Source organism: Caulifigura coniformis (assembly GCF_007745175.1).
Lineage (GTDB): Bacteria > Planctomycetota > Planctomycetia > Planctomycetales > Planctomycetaceae > Caulifigura > Caulifigura coniformis.
On the sequence record NZ_CP036271.1, the window covers coordinates 6,705,137 to 6,726,363 of the forward strand.

The following is a 21,227-nucleotide window of genomic DNA, read 5'->3' on the forward strand; positions in this document are numbered from 1 at the left end:
TTCGGGCTCATGAATCAGCTCGATGGAAAAGCGGACCTGTTGAACTCGCTCACGAACTCGTACGCCACCGCCCGAACCGGGCAACCATCGCCACGGGAGATCCGCAGCGGAAACGCCATGAACTCCACAACGTCGCTTTGAAGCTGATCGAGATGCGCCAGCCCTTCGACGATGCACACGTTGCCGCCCAGCAGGATCCGGTGGACTTCGGTCAGCTCCCGCATGTCGTTCACATCCGCGACGGACGGGGGCTCGACTCCCACCAGCGCCACGCCGCGATCGACCAGCCACTGTGCCAGCTCCGCCGAGATCCGCGGCAGCCCGTTGCGGTAGTCGTCGGTTCCAAACCGCTTGTGCCAGTCCGTCCGCAGCAGCAGGCGGTCGCCCGGCCCGATGAGGTCAGCCACCACGCCGAAGTCGTCGACCGTCAGCAACTGTTTCGGAGCCGTGGGCGTCAGGTCGATCACGCGCGCCGGACCGCAGCAGACTTCCAGCGCCTGCTCATCGATCGTCGCCCCTTCAGCCAGGAAATGCCGCGGCGCATCCATGTGCGTTCCGCAGTGCGAATAGAGGGTGAGCGTCGTCGCGTTCCAGCCGTCCCGTTCGAGTGTTCGAAAATCCGTCACCGAAGCGTTCGGCAGCGATTCGTCGATCCGCAGTGACAGATCGACGAACCGCCGCGAACCGCTCCTCGCTCCGCCGGGTGCGACGGGCCGGTTCTCCCTGGCCGACTGGTAGACCGCTTCGACCACGGCCAGCGTCTTGAGATATTCCGCGCCGTTCGTCTCGAACTCCGCGCCCGAGTTCAGGCAATCGATGAAATGCCGCTGCGTGAAATAGACGCAGTCGCCACCGAAGCCACGGTCGACGTGCGTGTACGCGTGTGTCGTCTCCCGTCCCCCCAGGGGCTGGACCGTCAAACCGCCATCGGACGCCAGCCGGATCGATCCGCCGTTTCCCTCGACCAGCATCTCGCCGAAGGTGTAGCGCGGGTCGGCCGCCGTGCTGTCGTTGAACCGGTTCGCGTCCCACACCGCGACCGCTCCCCCCTTCATTCGGAACGTCAGCAATCCCGTGTCTTCCCCGGCGATGACGTCGTTCAGCCGTCGCAGCACGCTGTACGTCTCGACGATCTCGCCGCCGAGGAAACGGAACAGGTCGATGAGGTGGACTCCCGTTTCGTGCACCAGCAGTCGCGGCATGTCGCGGAAATAAGGCTGCCGCGCGAGATAGGCGTCCGGTCCCCAGCCATCGCCGAGGCGGGTCCGCATCGTCAGCGAATGCAGCCGGTCTCCGACGGCCCCCACGTCGATCAACCTTCGGATCTCGCGATGCCACGGCTGGAACCGGAAGTTCTCATGCACCATGAACCGCACGCCGCGGCGCGCGGCTTCTTCCACGATCCGCCGTGCCGTCCGGTAATCCGGGGCCAGCGGCTTCTGGCAGATGATGTTCAGCTGTGCTTCGGCCGCCTGTTCGACCAGCGCGCGATGGCTCGCCGGTGGGGTGATGATGTCGACGAAATCGACAGGGCCCAGCTTCAGCGCCTGGGACAGGTCTTTCACCGCATGACGAATCTCGAACCGCTTCGCCGCCTCCCTCGCCCTGGCCTCATCGACATCGCAGAGCGCAACGATCTCGACATCCTCCATCCGGCGCCAGGCGTCGAGATGGAACTGGCTGAAATAGCCAGCCCCGATGCAGATCCCGCGGCGGCGCGTCATGAGTTCGCCTCCACGGATTTCCGGGGATCAATCCCCATCCAGGCCGCGACCGCCAACAGGTTCAGCGCGGCCGCGACGTAGAAGAACGTGCGGTCCGAGCCGGTCCAGAGCTGGAGATACGGAAAGGCGATCCCGGTGAGGAACGAGCCCAGGTTGCCCGTCATGTTCATCACGCCCGACATCAACCCGGCCCGCCGCCGGCCGACATCAATGCAGACCGACCACGAGGGGGCGAGAGTCATATCCGCGCCGAACACCGCGACGCTCAGCCACGCGACCGCGGAGATTGCCGAGCCGGCCGCCGCGCACCCCGCCACGCCGACGGCCGCCAGCACGAAGCCGATGATCGCGGGCCAGCGCCGCGAGCCTTCCCACTTCCCTCTGCGGTAGATCGAGTCGACGAGCCAGCCCGCGAACCAGTTCCCGATGGCGCCTGCCACGAACGGCGCCGCCGCCAGGAAGCCGGCGTGCGTCGACGTCAGCTGGTACGTCTGCTTCAGGTGCGGGAACAGCCACGTCAGGCAGAAGAAGAAGGTGAAGTTGCTGCAGAAGTACTGTGCGCTCAGGAGGTACAGGTTCGCCGATCGTGAGAACGGAAGCAGCGAGGTTGCTCCTGCATCGTCACTCCGGCCGGCGCGCTGTCGGTCGGACGCGATCAGCGCCAATTCCTCCGTCGTGATTCCCGGATGGTCGGCCGGATCGTTCCGGAACCATGCGAACCAGGCGATCGCCCACACGAACCCGATCACCATCAGCAGCACGAAGCTACCCCGCCATCCCAGTGCATCAATCAGCAGCCCCATGAGCGGCAGCGCGAAGGCCGCCCCGAGCCGGCCTCCTGAAAAATTGATTCCCTGCACGAGGCCCCGCTCGCGCATCGGGATCCAGGCATACACCGCCCGCGCAATCCCCGGGAACGCTCCCGCCTCCCCTGCTCCGAACAGGAATCGAACCACGAGCAGCGATATCAACCCCGTCGCCGCGGCCGTCAGCCCGGTGAAGATCGACCAGAACACGACCACCAGCGTCAGCACCAGCCGCGGTCCATAGCGATCCGCCAGCCAGCCTGATGGCGCCTGGAACAACGCATACCCCAGCGCGAACGCCGACATCACCCAGCCCATCTGCTCGCGGCTGAGGTCCAGCTCTCCCGACAGCGGCCCTTCCGCGGCCGAGATGCAGACCCGATCCACATACAGCAGGAGCGACAGGCTGAACGTGCCAACGACCAGCCACGCCCGCTTCGGAAGCGGAGTCGCCATTCGTTGCTCGACGGTCAGTTCGTTCGACATCAGGTCTACCGACGCTCGGTGTCTGTTCTGCTGTGTCCGCTCAACTGTCTCCACAACTGTGTCCGCGGGATCTACGGAACCTTCGTCACCGCCGCCGCAGGAGGCGGCGACACGTTCTTCGGCGCACTCCCCTCCAATGTCACGACAGCGATCCAGTCCTTTTCCACGTCGCTCGGCGGAGTTCCCAGGTCGCTGAACGCCCCTTTTCCCTCAATGCCCGGGATCGTTCCGGCCCTTAGCTTGCCGCCCCGCCGCGGATTGAACCACTCGACGCGATAACGGGCCTCCGGCAGCCACAGCCGGAACTCTTTCTCACCCCCCCGCCACTGCAGGGCATAGAGATGCCCCGGTTTGGCGAAGCAGCTGGTCTCGGGCGATCCGACGTATTGATCGGCCGATGCCATCTCCGTGAACGGCAGGTGCTTCTGGAAGAACTCGATCGCCGTCGTCGTCTGACGCCACATGTTGTCGCGACTGCGGAAGTCTTCCAGGTTGATGTCGTTGTGCGCGAAGTTGTAACCGAACAGCCATTCCACACCGGCCCCGCCCGACAGCAGGTGTCCCCACAGGTGGTCCTTCCGCACATCGTCGTGGTTGAAGTCGTCTTTATCGGGCTTCACTCCCGTGTTCGCCGGCCCGATCTCGTCCAGGCAAACGACCCACGGCCGCCCCGCCTCGGCCGACCGCCGGATCCATTCCTTCGTCCAATGCCGGGTCTTGTTCGTCTGTAGCGACGCTCCATCGACATCGGGATCGCCCACAAGCGCCGAATAGACGCGCTCGATGTCGCGCGGGAACGTATGCACGACGACCATGTGTCGATACGGGTCATGCTGGTGGAAGTACCTGCAGAACGCCTTCTGCTGTTCGGTCGTGTTCGTGTTCTCTTCCCCCAGGTTCCAGGTGATCGCCGGATGGTGTCCGAACCGGGCGATCAGTTCGCGGAAGTACAGACGCCGCGTGGGTCCCAGGTCCCCGCCATCCAGCAGCTGGTCGTTCTCCTGCTCCTGCAGCACGAAATGCTGCATCATCCCGAGCTGGTCCATGTAGTCGAAAATGACTTCCCACTGGTCGAGCTTGCTGCAGTCGTAACGCACGCGTTCGTCCATCGAGGTCCACGGCCAGACGTCCTTCCCGTCCCCTTTGACGTTCATCGTCAGCATGTAGACCGAGTTCTGCCCGACCGACGCCAGGTAGTTGAGCGCCCCTGTGAGATTGCCTCCCCGACCATCGCGCCAGGTCGGGTCGCTCGCCCGCGCATCGAGCGCGTGCGGCAGGTAGCGGTGCGTTGGCTTGGTCTGGTCGAACTCGTAGTACGCCAGGAAGTTCTCCGGACTGTCGACGCCTCCCTTGAGGAACCACGTCCCGTCCCCGGCAAACTTCAGGTACCGCTGTCCCACATAGTCGAGCGTTCCCCTTCCCCGGAAATCGGGGGCCTGCTTGTCGCTCGGACCGCATTCAAACGACCCGCTCGCGCCATCGAACGCGGTCGCGATCCCGGCGGCCGCATCATCGGAAACCGCCACTTCCGGTCCCGACCGGAACGAGGCCTTGTAAGTCCAAGTGCCGGTCGACACGGGCCGGAAATGGACCCGCCAGCAGTTGCCGCTCTCCGCTCCGCTGTTGGCCGCATCGCCATCGGCCGCAAAGTAGCCCGGAACAACCAGGCTCTTGTCGCCGTTGGAGAAGGTCACGTTCAGGCGGTAGTCGAAGAAGGGGTTGGGCGTCGCCGCTTCGGAAGTGTCCGGCCCGCGGAACGTCAGCGTCACCCGGTGCCACTGCTTCCGCTCGCCCGAGATCACCACCCCTTTCTGTTCAAGCGATTCCTCGACATGCCGTTTCGCCGGCGTCTTCGCCGTCTCCTGCTTCACGAGCTGACCGGCCCATGCAATCAGCCGCAGCCGCTGGTTGATGACGGAATCGCGCTTCCCCGCTTCCGACTTGCCCCAGTCCCCCTGCGCGCAGATCACGGCCAGCCCCAGGCCCGGCATCATGACGGAGTTGTTTCCCGCATGTCCCAGGCTCATCACCGTGTCGGCCGGCGCATCGGGCCAGAACCGCTGGTCCGGATGCTGCGGGCCGGTCGCGTTGAACCACCAGTTGAACCCGTAAACGCCCGGACCGGCGGTCGAGAAATGATCCGAGCCTCCCCCATACGAGGCGATCTTGAGGTAGTCGTCGGTCTCCGCGGGAACGGTGTTCGGCAGGGAGTTCGGAACCTGCGGCTTCATGTTGTCGACGAAGTACTGCGCGGGGAGGATCTCTTTGCCGTTCCATTTCCCGTGATTCATCCACAGCAGCACGATCCGTGAAAAGTCGCGCACGGACGCGCTCAGTCGCCGGTTCGTTTTGCGAAACGTAAGCCCATCTTCCAGCTGCAGCGCGCCGAATCGCTCGGAGGAGTTCGCGCACGCATCCGGGTCTTCCTGGAACACCTTGTCGAACAGCGTCTTCTGGTAGAGCTGGATCGCGAAGTCGTTATAGGCCCACGCCGCGCCCGGCGCCTCGGGACGGGCATAGCCGCTCGTCATCGATGCCAGGTGACGGAACGTCATCGACTGGTCCTTCGGCGAGAGCTCCCACCCGAAGTCCGCGATCTTGGCGTCGGGCGAAGCGACCTTCCCTTCCTTCATGGCAAACATGAGCAAGGTCGACAGCACTGGCTTGGCCGACGAATACCAGTCGCTCTTCTCGGCCTGGTCCCCCCAGCTGTGAACGAGCCGTCCGTCTTTGAGGATGCAGCCCCGCCCTCCCAGCGACTGAGCCACGGCCTCCAGCCGCTCCTCGCTGAGGCCAACCTCGGCCGCAGAGGTCGGCGTCCAATGAGCGCCGGGATAGTGCGTTTCACCGGCAACAAGCTGCGCCCCTTGCATTGCAACCAGGACCATCATCAACGCGATCAGGCGATCCATTGTGTCGTTCTCTTGTTCAGTCGATCGGGATGCCAGGCAGACTTCGCCGTTACTTCGTTCGCGAGACTGTTCCTGCAGCCTCTGCTCCCCCATCCTTCAATCGCGCGGCCCGCCAGGCCGGATAGGTTGTCTTCAGAAAATGGCTCGCGTAGCCCCCGTACCACGAATAGCCAGTCCGACGTTCCCGCTCGACTTCGGCAAGCGATTTGACCCGCAGCCCGTCACGATTCGCCAGGACCGGCTCATTCGTTTCGAGGTCATAGAATCGCGCCCACAACACCGGGGCCGTCGCGTCCTCAATAGCGACTACGTCATCGCGGCTTGTGTGGTTTTGATAGCGGATGGTCTCCGCTTCGACGCGAACGATCCGCAGGCCACGAATCTGCGATTCTTCGAGCCACCGCGCACCGCCCTCGATGGCCGCCTCCATTTCTGCCGTCGGAGTGTCAAAAGACATCAGGTATTCCAGCACCCCCACCGTCTCGCTACTGATCAGCGCGGGCAACTCATAACTTCGCCCTTGCGTCGGCTTGAGCGTGATCTCGTCATACTGTGAGGCCCAGCCCGTCAGGACCCCGTTGCGTTTCACCTGGAGCGCCAGCAGGCATCGATCGCCACGTTCAACCGCCTCGCCGACTCGGGCGGCGAGTTCGGGAGGCAATGCCTGAAAAGGTTCACGGCGGTCCGCCGCCCGGTGCAATGTCGTCAGAACGCCGACCATCACGCCATCCACAATCGTGACGTGCGGACGATAGTCTCTCTTGTTTGGCCAACTATGCGGCCATCCGCCGTGCGGATACTGCGCTTTCAAAAGGAATTCGAGACCTCGAACCGCCGCGTCGCGATGTCGCTCGTTCCGGGTGACAGAATAGGCCCATGCGAGGAATTCCGTGTTGGGATACGACGCGTGGTTGTCGAGGCTGGTGTCTTCCCGCCAGTGCTCCTCAGCGGTCTCACGTCGCTCGTCCGGCGTGAGGATTCGGAGAGGATCGAAGTTAGGGGGCCAGCCCCCGTTCGCCCGCTGGTGGAGCAGCAGATTGTCCGCGATTTCGCGCGTCTGCTCTTCGCGATATCGCGCATAGTCCGTCCGGTTCGATTGATCCCGGTAGTGTTTGATCCCATCGCGAAATCCGCTCTGCCATCGCACGACGTCATCTTCGGCGTCAGCGACACGGACAGGCGCAGTCGACGCGATTGCCAATGACAGCGCAATGCACCGGATCCACCAGACGCACTGGCAAGCGAACTCCGTCCATAAGGATTCTGCTCCGCGCGTCACATCTCCTCCCCCAGACAGGCTGTCGCTCAAAGGAAGAACCTGGCCGCACAGATCCACCTCCGGGCGTCAATCCGGCCGCGTTTTCAGAATTCTCCGATCGGCTGCCCGTCATTTCGAGCGAGGAGCCGTTCCCAGGTGGAATCGATCACACCGTCTGTCCTCAGCGTCTGGATGGACTGGTCCATGTCCGCGTCGAGATTCTCGTTCACAAAGCGGACCGAACCGTCTCCCAGCACAAAATGCGATCCACCCGTATGGCGGCTGCCGAATACGCGCCGGGCCGTCGCCTGGCTTCCGCCGGGAGCTGGCCAGTAGGCGGTGAAGTTCAATTTGTACCGTCCGCAGCCCATTGCGTCGGCCAGACCTTTCTCGGAGTTTTGCCGAACTCCGCGCGTTGCCAGAACGACGCCCGCATTCAGCGTTTGCGAAGACGCGTTCGTCGTGTGCATCTGCCAGCATCGCTCCCCCACCACCGCTGTATTGCTGGTTCCGTCGGTCATGTCTCGAAATGAGATGGAGCTGTTCACGAAGAAGACGCCATTGGCCGCGCCGGATGGAGCGCCGGGATTGCGCCGGAGCTCGCCGCTGCTGTTCACGCCAACGTAGCTCGACAGCGCGGTCGACTGCTTTGTGGTGTTGGTGACTCCGATGAACTGTCGCGCCGAGTTGAGAACTGGCCCGGTGTCCGTCGGGCAGCGGAAGGCCTCCATGGGCTTCTGCATCGCCTGAAGGTTCGCGGGGATGTCCAGCGATTGGGGCATCGGCAGCCTGCCAATATCGAGCTGATTGAACAGGGGAGCCTGGTCAATCTGCGGCAGCAGGAACGCGCTCCAGGCCCAGTTCCCCGTATCGATGTCCACGTTCTGGTCTCCGGTGGTGGGATCGGGATAGATCTGTACACAGCCCGGCGGGAAGCTCTTGTGGACATCGGCGTAGTTGTGCAGCGCCAGCCCCAACTGCTTCAGGTTGTTTTTGCACTGGGTGCGCCGGGCCGCCTCGCGGGCCTGCTGCACAGCCGGCAGCAGCAGTGCAATCAGGATCGCGATGATCGCGATCACCACCAGCAGCTCAATCAGCGTGAATCCGAAACGACGTCGCGCAGTCGACATGCGAAACCTCCGATAACGGGAAGCGAAACGACGACGAGAAACGCATTCAGCCCGGCTGGTCCGCCGCGGAGCGTGCCTTTCGACCAGCGGTCCTGTCAGAGCCCGCGAAACGACGACGCAGCACTACCGCTTCCGCTTGCGCGTGTTCTTCTGATAATCGGCCTCGGCTCTGTCCTCGTCGGCCAGCCGGGCCTTGTCCTCGGCATCCTGCGCTGCCTGTTGATCTGCCGTCAGCGTGTCCGGCGGACGCCCGGAACAACCCGAGAGCGCCGCTCCGGCGACGAGCATCACGCTCAACCTGCGCCAGTGAGATCCGGTCATCAGCATCGCCTTCTTGAGTGCGGAAAGAGGCTGTTGCTTGTAATGTCGGAGGAGTCGCGCCGGCGTCGTCCAGAAGTAGAGAATGACTTCGGCGCGTCAGTGATTGTCTTTCGCTGCACACCTATTGCCGATGAGATTTTGCGTATTTTTCATGCGACTTTCCGTTCGCGTGGAGATGAAATCGGCCTTAACTGGCGAACAGCATGGCTCGGACGAGGCGTCGGAAGAATGTTGCTCTGCTCGTGGAGTCGTCCAACCGTTATGCGCGCGAGCTGCTGCATGGCATCCACAGCTTCATCCGTGAACGGTTCTCGTGGTCGATCCAGCTCACCGAACAGGGGCGTGGGCAGCTTCCGGTGGCTTGGCTGAAGAACTGGTCGGGAGATGGCATCATTGCGCGGATCGAGACCGAGGAAATCGCCGAGGCCGTTCGGGCCAAGAAGGTCCCCACCGTCAACGTCAGCGCCACGGGGCTGATGCCGGAGGCAGTCAGCGTCATTTCCGACAGCAGGCTCGCGATGCAGCTGGCCGTCGATCACCTGCTCGAACGGGGTCTCAAGACCCTGGCGTTCTGCGGCGACGCCCGGTTTCCCTGGGCCCACTCGCACGCCCAGAATTTTCAGCAGCACGCCGACGCCAGAGGAGCCGCCTGCTTTCTCTTTCCCGTCAACGTGGAAGACGCGCACCACCCGGATCGCGAACGGACGCGCCTCGCCGCCTGGCTGAAGAAGCTGCCCAAGCCTGTCGGCGTCGCCGCCTGCTACGACGTCCGCGGACAACAACTGCTCGAGATCTGCCGTGAGCTGGGGCTCCAGGTTCCTGAGCAGGTGGCCGTCATCGGCTGGCACAACGACGAACTGCTCTGCGACCTGTGTGATCCGCCGATGTCGAGCGTGATTCCCAGCGCCCGGCGGGCCGGGTACGAAGCAGCCCAGATTCTCGATGACCTGATGGCCGGAAAGTTCATCGAGCCCGGCACGCGGATGATCGCTCCGCTCGGGGTGGCGACGCGGCAATCGACCGACGTCGTCGCCGTGAACGATCCCCACGTGGCCGCGGCCGTCCGGTTCATCCGTGACCATGCCTGCGACGGAATCACGGTCAGCGACGTGGTGCAGGCGGCCGGCACCTCGCGCACGCTGCTGGAGCGGAGCTACAAGAAGGCGCTCGGGTCGACGATCCACGACGACATTCTGAACGTGAGGATCGACCGGGTGAAACGACTGCTGGCGGAGACCGATCTCAGCCTGCGCGTGATCGCCGAGCGCACGGGCTTTGAATATCCGGAATACCTCAGCGTCGCCTTCCGCAAACGAACCGGGATCAGCGCCCGCGACTTCCGGCTGGAAGCGAAGGGGTGACGGGCTTTTCGTGGGCGAAAAAGTTCACCACAGAGACACGGAGGGGCGGAGAAGAGGGAGTTCGCGGCTTAAAGGGCTGACCTCCGGTGAAGCCTCAGCCCCCACTGAAGAAAAGGAGCAGTCAATCTCCTCGGCGACCATCCTCTTCAAGCCGAGTTCTTCTTCTTTCTCCAATCCTCTCCGCAACGACAGAGAGTCTCTCCAAGCGATCTCGCAGCGCCGCTGCCCCCTCCTTCCTTCTCCTCAAAAAAATCCACTCGCCATTCAACGGAGCCTCATCCCTCCACCCGCAATCTCCCTCTTCTCCCCTTCTCTGTGTCTCTGTGGTAAACCCTTCCTGAAGCCTACTCCGCGCGGGCGGTGATTCTTTCGATCAGCCGCGGGACGTACTCCCGCATTCGCTGGGGCGTTCCTTCCGGCAGCGGGCTGTTCGCCTTGAGCTGGGCGACCACGTCGGCCGGCAGCGGGCTGAGCTGGTCAATCGAATTCAGCGCGAGAATGGCCGTCACGACGCCGTGGCCTCGTGGATTGGAAAGTTCCGTGAGGACCGGCAGTGCCGCCCGGCGTCCTTCGGCTCCGCAGAACCGGCCGAGCGCTTCGGCCGACGCGATCCGCACACTGGCTGACGGATCGGACAGAAGCGACGTCAGTCGCGACTTCTCAGCGGCCACCGCCGATTCTCCCTGGCTCATCAGCCCCAGCACGGCCCAGTACCGGCAGGCCGGAATCGACGATTCCAGCCCCTTCCGATTCTTGACGGCCGCTTCCGCATCGGACTTTGCGGGGACAAGGATCTGGTCCAGGAGCGCGGGAAGCCAGGAGGAGGCGGTTTCGGCCAGCATCACCGGGGGGCGGCCATCCGCCAGGTCGTGCATCTCGCACTCCGGCAGGAGTCCAAGGTCGCACGACTCCTTCAAATGGACACCCAGCGCCTCGACCAGGCGATCGCCGATCCGGCGTCCCTCCGCAGTCGACACGAGATTGTTCACTTCATCCGGGTCGTTCTGCAGGTCGAACAGTGCTTCAGCCGGTTTCGGAAGGAAGAACGCAGCGTGCTGCGGAGGAAGCCCCCCCTTCTCGAACGCCGCCCGCCAGGCCTGCACACCGGCCTGCCGGTACATGTAGGCGAGGTAACCTCCCTGCGGTTTTTCGGGAATGAAATTGCGGACATACACGTAGCGTCCATCCGTCACACTGCGCACAACGTCGACCCGTTCATCCATCCGCCCGCGATAGCCAAACAGGTACTTCCGCGGCTCCGCGTTGAACTTTCCGAGGAACGGCTGCCCCTGCATGTTGGCCGAAGGCTTTACGCCGCACAGGCTGAGCAGCGTCGGTCCGAAGTCGACGAAACTCACGAGGCGCGGCGTCTCGCCGCCGGGCACATAGTCTGCCGGGCGCAGGTGCTTGAACTTCTCCGGAACGTGGAGCAGGAACGGCACGTGCAGGCCGCTGTTGAATGGGACGCGTTTGCTCCGCGGGAGTCCGCAGCCATGATCCGAGTAGAACCACACGATGGTGTCCTCGGCGAGTCCCGCGTCGGCCAGTTCCTTCAGCCGCTCGCCGACGAATGCGTCCATCGTGGTCGCGTTGTCGTAGTACTGAGCCCAATCCTCGCGGATCTCGGGAAGGTCGGGCTGATACGCGGGGACCCGCACTTTTGCGGGGTCGTGCGTCAGTTCCTTTCGCTTATGGACGCCGCTCTCGTGGGTGACCGTGTTGTTGAAGACCGCGAAGAACGGCTTTCCATCGGGACGGTTTTTCCAATGCGCCTTGTTCGAAGAGTCGTCCCACGCCTTGCCGTTGGGGACGACGTTGTAGTCGGTCTTCGAGTTGTTCGTGCAGTAGTAGCCGGCGTCGCGGAGGACCTGGGGGTAAAGCTTCCAGTCGGGCGGGAGCTTCACCTCGCTGCGCATGTGCTCGGCCCCGAGCGAGGTCGCGTACATCCCGGTGATCAATGTCGTCCGGGCCGGTGCACAGACCGGGGCGTTGGACCAGCAGGTTTTGTAGCGGAGACTCTTTGTCGCAAAGGCGTCGAGGTGGGGCGTCGTGGCGAAGGTGTCGCCGTAGGGCCCGATGATGGGGCTCAAGTCTTCGCAGGTGATCCAGAGCACATTCGGCCTGGACTCCTCCGCGGCAGAGGCCGGTCCGGCCAACAGAGACAGCAGGACAAAACTCAGGGCCAGTCTCATGGATCAGTCCTCGATGGCGGCGCGCGGGAATCGAGGGAACAGCTTACCGCAGTTGGGATTCGAGGGCACGGTGCCCGGTACTCGGGCAGGGCTGGTCACTTCTTCAAGATGGGCCAATTCATCGTTGGGTTGCGCCGTTGCCGCAAAATGACCTGCGGTGACGAGAGACGACCGACTGTGAAAAAGTGACGCGTCCCGCCCCAATCCCCACCCGCCAACGCACTCCCGACTCCCGACTCCCGACTCCCGAGTACCGAGTACCGGGCCCCCCCGCGCAACCGCCCCCGTCATAGTGGAGGATCCCATGAACACAACCACCACCAACCCGTCGTCACACAACTCGGCCCGGCCGGCTCCCTGTCCGCACCACCCACGCTCTCCCGATCCTTCCACTGAACTTCCGCAGGAAAAGAGGGCGAGGAGTACAGGACCACCCACACAACGCGCCCTCCTTGCTCCCCTCGACGTCAAACACCTCCGCAGTGGTCCCGATCCCTGCCCGTGCCTGAGAGTTGCGCGCAAGGCTGGTCACTTTTTTCAGGATGGGCCAGTTCGTCGTTGCCGCAACATGACTTGCAGTGACAACAGACGACCTAATTGTGAAAAGTGACTCGCCCTGGGTACTCGGGAGGCAGGAGGCGGGAACATTCGCGGGATCGGGCCCCGCATTTTCTGTCGGGTTGGCGTAAGATCAGCGAATCGCATGCAGCGGCCATGGGGAGGACGGGGTGGACTCGACGCTGGACAGGGCTCGATCGATGACGATGCGCTGGCTGCCGATCGCTCTCGGGCTGCTGATTCTGTTCTCGCCTCACCCGGGCCGCGGCCAGGAGACGTCCGGCGAAGACTTGGACCTCACGGTCAGCCAGATGCAGGCGGGCGGGTTCGTCTTCGACAAGGGGACGCGGCTCGTTTCCGATCCCCGGCTGAAGATCTCCTTGACTCCGATGTTCGAGACGTTGCGCACCCAGGCGCCGCTCAACCTCAATGTCCGGCTGCAGTGGAACGGGAGCGGATTGCTCGAGGGCCGGCTGCTCTGCGACATCTACGCTGCCGAGCGATACGTCGGCAGCTGGAGATCGCACGAGCTGGCCGTCAACAACGAGGTCCTCTCGTTCCCGCTGACCCTTCCGCCGTCTCCGCTGTACAACGGCCGCGATCCGTTCAATCTCCGCATCGCGTTCGAAGCGGAGGATCGCACGATCCTGATGGACCAGCGTGATCTGCCAGTGGAGTCGACCTGGTCGCGCAACTTTGTTGTCGGCGTCGTTGCGCCGGAGAACGTGACGCGGATTTCAGGCTTTCGCAGCGACAGCCAGACGCCGCAGGTCGCCGACATCTTTCAGCTGGCGAACTTCCACGACTTCCCGCTGCACGCGTCGCAGCTGGTCACCAACACCACTCCAGTGGTGAGCCGCGATTTTCCGCTCGACCCGCTGCGGCTCACGGCGTTCGACATGGTCGTCGTTTCACCCGAATCCCTGCGGGAACTGCGGCCCCCGCAGTGGCAGTCGCTGGCGACCTGGATTCGTGCGGGCGGGCGCGCCTGCCTCATTGCGACGATGGCCGTCCCCGAGAATCTGCGTCCTGCGTGGCGGGAACTGTTCAACGAGCAGCCGGGTGAAACATCACTGACGTTTTCCGACAAAGGCATCCCGGAGTTCGCGGCGGGGGGAACGTCCCTTCGGGCACGCATCGGATGCGGTCGGGTCATCTGCCTGACGGAGCCGGCCAAGATCGATTCCCGCGCCTGGCTGCAGGATCTGCTGTGGTTGTACGGGATCCGCGACGCCGTCCAGTCGTCGATTCTGTCGACCGGCAAATGGACCATCGGAGCGCCGCCCAGCACAGCGGCGACGGTCGCCTTCCACCCGTTCGTTCCGGTGAAGAGGCCGCTCGCCGAGATGCGGCGTCCGCTGAATTCCCCGGAGGTGGGACGGATCTCGCCGATCACGATCTTCCTGCTGCTGGGCACCTGCCTGATGCTGATCGGCCCGGTCGACTACTTCGTTCTGGGGCGGCTGGGCATGCGGAAGATGACGTGGGTGTTCCTCCCGTGCGTGGCCATAGCGACAACCTGGGCGACGATGCGAGTTTCTCAGGGCGCGCTGGGAGCCAAAGACTACGCGCGCTCGGTGTCGGTGGCCGATCTCGACCGCATCGGGCGCGTCTGTCGTGTTTCGCGGTTCGAGCAGCGGTATGCGGGAACGGAAGCGATCCATCGACGGTCGCTGGGACCGTCTTTGCGGCTCGATTTCGAACGCCCGCTGCTGGGATGGAACGGAGCGTCGAATCCGCTCGTTCCGTGGACCACCGTGCGGGGCGGGGACGATCAGTCGAACCAGCCGCCGCTGCGCTATTCCGGGAAGGTGACCGGCGGTTATGAGCTCCTCGAACCGATGTTCCAGTGGTCGCCCCGGCTGTTTCGCGAGACGACCTTCGGCGACGACGGGCGGATCAACTCGGCGCCGCTGCAGACGATCCGGTGGTCCGAACTCGAGAACCTGACGTGGGTCACGACGGACGGGAGGCGAAAGATCGCCGAGCTCGTTCACGAAGTTCTCCCCGAAGCGGCCGTCTACGTCCGATTCAGCAATCGCACCGCGAAGTGCGGCGATCCAGAACCTGAGGCGGCTCCGAACACGGTGACGCCCGCGCCAGTCGCCGAATCTCCGGAAGCTTTTATCCACCTGATCGGAAACGCGACGTCCTGTCAGAGGAGTTTTCTGGACACCAGCCTGATCTACGAACGTGCCGTCACTCGTCCCTTCGGGCTGTTCGGCCTGGTCCGGGAACGATCGCCCACGTGCGGCGCCGACCTGGAGGACTTTCAGTGGATCGACAGCGAAGATCCAACCGAGGCCGTCCTGATGATCCTGCTGCCCGGAGAAGACAGCGTGATTTATCGCCGCCGGCTGGCGCTCGCCGCTGCAGCGCGATGAGCGTCTTCGAACGAGGCCGTCAGAGTCCGTGGATCTGCCGGATGATCGTCGGATCGGTCAGAGTGCGGTCTTCGGCCAAGAGCATGGCCTTGCTGAGAATAATCGACAGCGTGCGATCCCCCTCGAAGGGGAGGAACACGCCCTCTTCTTTGGCGACGGCCCCGCTGTCGGGCACGATGCACAGGTACTGGTCGTTCGGCTCCATCAGGATGTTTCCGCTGCCGAGGTGAATCTTGTAGGTGCGGAGATCGCCGCGAACGACCAGGAACTTCTCGCTGAAGGAGCACCGCGGCCCGATCTTGAGACGCGGGACGAGACGCTCGAGCACATGCTTGCGCGTCTGCGCTGTGGGAGTGAGGTCCCCAAACGAAAAGTTCTGCCAATATTCGCGATATCGCCCTCCGGGGCCGCCGTCCGCCCAGGTCGGATCGTTGCCGACACTCGCGACGCCCACGAACAGATCGACGTCGCGCATCAGTTCCGAGAAGACAATCGGCGGAATCATTTCCAGGGGGAGCGGCTCGTTGTACGGATGCGCCAGACCTTCGGTGACGAACCGCCCACCGGTGGCATGGGCGACATGAAGATCGGCTTCGAGCCGGTAAAACCGCACCTGATCGGTGGAGAGGTACAGGTAGACGCCGGCGTCGGTCGTATCGACGCCATACGCATCGCCGACCGTGTCGACCCAGAACTCAGCCCGCAGACCCCAGGTTTCGAGGCGTCTTGTCGGCGCGGAGTAATCCGCATCGACCATCAACCGCAGTTTGTTCGACCACCCGCGCGCCGCACATAGGGCATTGAACTGGTGCTGCCGGAGAATATGGGCCGCATAGCGATTGGAATACGTCTGCGTACGGCGTTCGGCATCGGTCAGCAGGTAGACCTCGCGATGGGCCTGTTTGAACGGCTGGCGGACTTCGTGCCGTTCGAGCCAGCCGCGCCAGGTGAGGACGTCGTCCATCGGCCGTCCGATGGGATGCCACAGCTCGACCGTCGTTCCTTCGGCGTCGATCCAGTCGATCGGCTGGTCGTCGACATCGACGACGCCCTCCTCTGTCCAGACGCCGCTTGTCTCGAGGCCGGTGTTCCGAAACACCCACACCAGCCGCCGGGCGAGAATGCCGACGAGCGGATGGTCGAGATAACGCTGGCGCCAGACGTCGGTCGGCCAGCGCCTTTCTTGCAGAAAAAGGCCATCGAGCCGCTCGCGCTGGGCGGTGAACATCTTCTCGATGTCTTTGGCAGCAGACTTGAGATCTTTCAGTTCGTCCGCGAAGTCGTTCCTGATGGCGGCCGGAACTGATTTCTGAATCCGGCCGTCCCCTTTGCGCCAGGCCAGTGTGGTGCGGCCGGAATCACCGACGGTCAGTTCGGCCGTGAATTCTCCAAGTGCCTCTTCCAGGCGGCCGACGGATGTGAGTCCATAGGTCGGGACAGCCAGCTCTTCCAGTTCTTCCCGGGTAATGCCGAGTCGAACGGCCGTCGCTTCCAGGGCTTTTTCAATCTCCTTCTGGACGGAGGCCATCTTGACCCGCGCCTTGAGATAACTCAGCCGGGCGATTGCCGTCACCGAGGGAAGCTGGCCCAGGACGTAAATGCAGGCGTTCCCGACCTTCGTCGATCGCGAACCGACGGAGGGAAGTTTCCGGAACGTCGAGATCGCCAGGGGGCCGAGAAGCGACTGCAGAGTTTCGCTCGCCGACGGCAGAACCATCCAGACGAGCCCCTTGAGGACATCGCAATTGGCGCCGATCAGCGCCAGCGGATGGCGTGAATCGGGACCTGGCCGCTCGACCGGATCGTTCACTCTTGGGAACCAATCCGCCAGCCGACGCTCGAACTCTTCGGCCCCCAGGTGACGGACGAGGTCGGCCGCCTGCTTCAGCCAGCGCGTCGACGGCTTCGAGGCGGAAGCGGTCTGCGCATGCGTGATGACCTCAAACCAGTTCTGGCGAATGTCGGACGGGGACGATTCGATGTCGACAACCGCCACGTTCGTCCAGGCGTCGCCTGGAAAGAGCAGGAGTCGTGGTGGCTGCATGCGACGTTCAGCCTCCGACGAGCGGCGTCAGCTTGAGGAAGGTAACGCTGGTCGCGGGAGCTTCGCCCACGTTGGGACGAAGTTGAATCGTCTGGTCGAGACGTTCGACCTGCCGGTCATCCACCAGGATCAGCACGCGGTTCTGGCGAAATGCTTCGCAGGCGGTCTGGAACTGCGCCTTCCAGTCGATATCGCGTCGACCGGCGGCGGTCCGATCGGCGGAAGGATCGACGAGGCCCTGGAACTTCTCCTTCTTCTTCAGGTTGTAGTCCTGGACTTCCTGGTAGACGCGGCCGCGGATCAACTCTTCGACCGTGATGGTTTCGGTCAGGAAGTCGACGACGGATTCGCTGACGGCCCGGCCGTCAGTTGTTTCATCGCGAATGGTCAGTTGCATGGAGGCGTCCTTGCGGGATTACGGATTTCCTGATGGTAATCCGCAATCGGGGGCGCGCGGTAGGTGGGGGCTTCCAAAGCAAAGCACCCCGGCTGCTGAAAGCAGCCGGGGTGCATAGGACGTTGACGCCGGGCTAAGGGCGACGACGGATCAAGGGGCCTTCGGAGCTTCCGGGGTCGGCCGGTCGCACGACATATCGCACTGGTTGTTGTCGCAGTCGTCGGCCGTATCGGTGAAGATCGAGCCGTACGAGGCGGCGTGAATGACGCCGTTCGCGTCGACCTTGTGGAAGCCCGACGTGAAGTAGCTCTGGTTCAGAGCGCCGATGGCGTCGGCCACGTCGTTGAGTTCCGCGTTGATCGAGTGCTGGACTTCGCTCAGTCCGACCACGAGACCGATGACGCACAGCGTCGCCACCAGGACGAGTTCTGCGGAGATGATGAATCCGCAGTCGTCATTCAGAAGTTGCTTCAACATAGACAAAGTTCCTTTTGTGAGGTGTAGCGCCTTGCAAAGCCGACTCACCCCCGACGCCAGAGGAGCAGGTCGCGCCATCCGTATGCGCCGCTTGCGGAAACGCCGGTGTGAAAGGAGTCGTCCGGAAGCGCCGATGAGATGCATCGAGGCCGCCGGCGGATCGCCGGCGGGCCTCGTCAAGGAGTCCGGTCCTGCAGAGTGCATTCGTGGTCATGCTTCGGCCCGGTTCGTCCCCGGAGGCGAAGCCGAACGCTGACAGGTCTCACGCTGTCACCGCAGGTCCGTGTCAGACTGCCAGGCGATTCGGGACGCTGTTCGAGCCGTCGCTCGAGACGCATCACACGACGTTGCCGGCAGGTCTCACGCCCTCAGAGTTGGCAGGACCCATGCCGTCCCACCTCGCCCCCGGGTTAGAAGGGGGGGCAACTGGCCAGAACTCGTTTCTCGAACAACGATTGCAACGTCGCAGCAACGAGTGCCACCTGAGCACGCAGCCGGTGGGACGCGATTCCGCATGTTGCGAAATAGAAACGTGGCGACAGCCCGGGCGCTCAACTCCCGAAACAAAGAAACCGATGTTGCCGGGAGGGTGAATCCGGGCAACATCGGCACTGGAGCGATCCGCGTGGAAGTCGTCGGGGGATCAATCCTCCCGATTCGGTGTCAGTAGACGACTCCGTGATGAGCGGGCGGGAACGCGGGCCACTCTCCGGTCGGAGCCGACGGCACTCCGTATCCCGGCGGGGCCGGGGGAAGACTGGGAGCGACCACTTCCTGCGCGGGGCAGGGGTGCTGAACCGGGTCTGCACAGGATCGTTCGATCGCCACGGGCTGAATGCCTGAGATCGGCGGCGCACAGACTCCTCCATAGGAGATCCCCTGGAGCAGCATGTTCTGCGGGCTCACGGCGCCCGGCGCGAAGGGGTCGGTCCCGGTAAAGGGCCTTGGGCCGGGCGGGCAGATCACCGGCGGGACCGAAGTGCGGCAACCACTTCCGCAGCCTGTTCCACAACCGCTTCCACAGCCACTGACACTGCCGCATCCTGTCCCACAGCCGCCTCCGCAGCCTGTTCCGCAGCCGGTCTGACAGGGCGTTTCACACGGCGCCGGAAGCTGGGCGCAGGGGGCTGGTGGCACGCAGGGGGTCACGCCGCAGGGGAGCGTCGTGATCGCCGTCGACGTGCAGGACGTCTTGATCGCTGTGGCGAAGTCGGCTTTCTGTTCTTCGCTGCTGTCCTCGTTGTCGAGAAACGACGAGCCATAGATGCGGGAGCCGCAGCCATGGAAGCCGTGGGTGTAATACGACTGGTTGAGTGAGCCGATCGCGTTGGCGACGTCGCCGAGTTCTCCTGCAACGGCGGCTTTGACGGCACTGAGGGCGGCCACGAGCCCGAGCACGAGCACGGTGGAAATCAGAACGAGTTCAGCCGTAATGACGAACCCGCGTTCATCGCGAAGCAGACTTCGCCAGATCGCAGACATGACTTTGCGCTCCAGTAGGGTCGGGGAGCGCGCGCGGTCACGAAACAGAGGCTGCGACAGATGTGGTCCCGCAGCGAACCCGGGAGCGGAGCCTTGCAGGGCCCTTGTAATCCGCCCGGGGGACTTGCCGGCCCCCTGACGCTGGCTGCCGACACGGCAACAGCGCGGCGTTCACTCTGCTCCCGGTTTCGCGGCGGACCGGAGAGCGCGAAGGCTCTCCTGCATGGCGGTCTCTCAGGTCGCCACACACGGTGTCGCACTCGGCGCTGCCGATGGCAGCGCCGCTCTCGTTTCTCGATACGCTCTCCCCTGGGACAATTGAACAAATCATCACAACCGGAAGAATCGTTGTGGTTGCAACAATCCACACAACCGGCACAACCCGTACCGAGAGCGGTGACGTTCGAAGCCAGGGAGCGAAACGAAAACAGCCAAACCGGAAGCAGGGTTTGGCGTTAGGCGGAGAGTCCGCCTGCGACAATTGCACCGACATCGCCGACTGCAGCGACTTCAGTGATTAAAACGATTGGCGCGATTTTAACAAATGCGCACACAGTGCCATGCGCCGCGGAGCGATCAGCGGAGAACCGATTCAGTGTCAACGGCCGAAGTCGACGGCGCCGGGACACGGTTGACCGTAGGTGAGAAGAACATCGACTTGGGCGCACTCGGCTTCGGAAAGAAGCGGTGGCTGGCCGGAGTCGGCTCGAGCTCGGGCTCTTCAGTCACAGCGCCGGGCTCGCCCGGTTCCTCCGACATCGGCGGGAAGATCTTCACGGACGTGTCGCGAGGATCGAGCCCGGTCGCCTTGGCCGCCGCGTCGTTGATGGCGGCCGCGAGCCGTCGATCCTGGTCGGCGTAGATCGTCTCAATCACTTCGACGACGGTGACCGCGGGAACGCTCAGGCGGCGTTCGACATAGGGCTGCAGCTCTGCCAGGCAGGCATCGCGTTCAGCCTCGGCGGCCTTGCGGAGGTCGTCAATGACGGCCCGGGTCGCGGTGCTTGCCGTCTCCATGTCGCCGAGAAACGAATGCGACATCATCGTGAAATCCGCGGCGGTGGAATCGAACGTCTCCGACATTCCGGCCAGGTGGAAGTTCGAAGGGGTCGAATCGAACGGGCTCTCTTCGCTCTGGTCGACGAACGAAATGTCGTTCGTCAGAGCCGCCGGAGCAGCTGCTGTGGACCTTGCCGGAAGCGGATTGGGCACCCCCGATTCGAGCGCGGCGATCTTTTCCTGGAGCGTCGTGATCCGCTCTTCGAGCCGATCGGCGAGTTCACCGGTGTGCCGGGCGGCCACGTAGTGGCCAAGGACGAAGCCGACGACGAGGAGCAGCATCGAAAACAGCGACGGCAGGCGGAACTGGTGGCCGATCGCCTGGTAGGCGATGCGTTCCACTTCCGCGCGATCCATCACAGGCGTGGTGTTGTGCACTGGACGCTCCTCGACGACACCCACCTGTTTCGCGATGGCGAAAGGGCCGGGCCGGTCTCGTTGCCGGGCTTCCGCGTCACGTGCGGAATAACCCCTTCCTCAGCTATCGGGCGGGCCCTCCCTCACTTTGAGACGGACTGACAGGGCCCGCAGACTCCCCGCAGTCACCCAAGTCTGCCAACTGCCCTGGAGCGGGAATCTGGGCAGAGTTTGCAGGCAATGTTCAGGCACCTGAACAGCGCTGCGGGCAGGCGATTC

14 protein-coding genes are annotated in these 21,227 nt (G+C 63.6%); 2 read left to right on the plus strand and 12 right to left on the minus strand.

The features are described 5' to 3' along the window. Nucleotides 1–14: 14 nt before the first annotated feature. From Pan44_RS27695 to Pan44_RS26975, 6 genes are all read right to left on the minus strand, one after another. The gene (locus Pan44_RS27695; RefSeq protein ID WP_197453704.1) at nt 15–1,724 is read right to left on the minus strand and encodes a cyclase family protein; all 1,710 of its coding nucleotides are present in this window, start codon (nt 1,722–1,724) and stop codon (nt 15–17) included. Further along, on the minus strand, nt 1,721–3,016 hold the full coding sequence (locus Pan44_RS26955; RefSeq protein ID WP_197453705.1) for an MFS transporter: 1,296 nt from the start codon (nt 3,014–3,016) through the stop codon (nt 1,721–1,723). Before Pan44_RS26955 ends, Pan44_RS27695 begins: the two co-directional genes overlap by 4 nt. Nucleotides 3,017–3,087: 71 nt before the next feature. Continuing rightward, nucleotides 3,088–5,928, minus strand: a complete 2,841-nt coding sequence (locus Pan44_RS26960) for a DUF5060 domain-containing protein (RefSeq protein ID WP_197453706.1) — start codon at nt 5,926–5,928, stop codon at nt 3,088–3,090. A gap of 49 nt (nt 5,929–5,977) precedes the next feature. After that, nucleotides 5,978–7,075 (minus strand): pectate lyase, encoded by a 1,098-nt coding sequence (pelA, locus tag Pan44_RS26965; protein WP_197453707.1) that lies wholly within the window; start codon nt 7,073–7,075, stop codon nt 5,978–5,980. A 215-nt stretch (nt 7,076–7,290) separates the two neighbouring features. Then, nucleotides 7,291–8,316, minus strand: coding sequence for a DUF1559 domain-containing protein (locus tag Pan44_RS26970; RefSeq protein WP_145034828.1), 1,026 nt, complete (start codon nt 8,314–8,316; stop codon nt 7,291–7,293). A gap of 123 nt (nt 8,317–8,439) precedes the next feature. Next, nucleotides 8,440–8,637, minus strand: coding sequence for a hypothetical protein (locus Pan44_RS26975; RefSeq protein WP_145034829.1), 198 nt, complete (start codon nt 8,635–8,637; stop codon nt 8,440–8,442). 203 nt (nt 8,638–8,840) lie between these two features. Here Pan44_RS26975 and Pan44_RS26980 point away from each other — a divergent pair, with 203 nt between their 5' ends. Further along, the gene (locus tag Pan44_RS26980) at nt 8,841–9,998 is read left to right on the plus strand and encodes an AraC family transcriptional regulator (RefSeq protein WP_145034830.1); all 1,158 of its coding nucleotides are present in this window, start codon (nt 8,841–8,843) and stop codon (nt 9,996–9,998) included. Nucleotides 9,999–10,342: 344 nt separating this feature from the next. Here Pan44_RS26980 and Pan44_RS26985 read toward each other — a convergent pair whose 3' ends face one another. After that, complete coding sequence (locus Pan44_RS26985) at nt 10,343–12,190, minus strand: sulfatase-like hydrolase/transferase (protein WP_145034831.1); 1,848 nt, start codon at nt 12,188–12,190, stop codon at nt 10,343–10,345. A 758-nt stretch (nt 12,191–12,948) separates the two neighbouring features. Between Pan44_RS26985 and Pan44_RS26990 the strand changes: the two genes are divergently transcribed. Continuing rightward, entirely contained in the window at nt 12,949–15,132 is a 2,184-nt protein-coding gene (locus Pan44_RS26990) for a hypothetical protein (protein WP_145034832.1), read from the plus strand. Between the two features lie 19 nt (nt 15,133–15,151). Here Pan44_RS26990 and Pan44_RS26995 read toward each other — a convergent pair whose 3' ends face one another. The 5 genes from Pan44_RS26995 to Pan44_RS27015 form a co-directional block, all read right to left on the minus strand. Beyond that, nucleotides 15,152–17,176 (minus strand): DUF4132 domain-containing protein, encoded by a 2,025-nt coding sequence (locus tag Pan44_RS26995; RefSeq protein ID WP_145034833.1) that lies wholly within the window; start codon nt 17,174–17,176, stop codon nt 15,152–15,154. 7 nt (nt 17,177–17,183) lie between these two features. Further along, the gene (locus tag Pan44_RS27000) at nt 17,184–17,573 is read right to left on the minus strand and encodes a hypothetical protein (protein ID WP_145034834.1); all 390 of its coding nucleotides are present in this window, start codon (nt 17,571–17,573) and stop codon (nt 17,184–17,186) included. A 150-nt stretch (nt 17,574–17,723) separates the two neighbouring features. Further along, nucleotides 17,724–18,050: a hypothetical protein gene (locus tag Pan44_RS27005; protein WP_145034835.1), complete on the minus strand. Its 327-nt coding sequence runs from the start codon at nt 18,048–18,050 to the stop codon at nt 17,724–17,726. A 663-nt stretch (nt 18,051–18,713) separates the two neighbouring features. Continuing rightward, nucleotides 18,714–19,532: a Flp family type IVb pilin gene (locus Pan44_RS27700; RefSeq protein ID WP_197453708.1), complete on the minus strand. Its 819-nt coding sequence runs from the start codon at nt 19,530–19,532 to the stop codon at nt 18,714–18,716. 576 nt (nt 19,533–20,108) lie between these two features. Beyond that, nucleotides 20,109–20,969, minus strand: a complete 861-nt coding sequence (locus Pan44_RS27015; RefSeq protein ID WP_145034836.1) for a hypothetical protein — start codon at nt 20,967–20,969, stop codon at nt 20,109–20,111. Between the last annotated feature and the right edge of the window lie 258 nt (nt 20,970–21,227).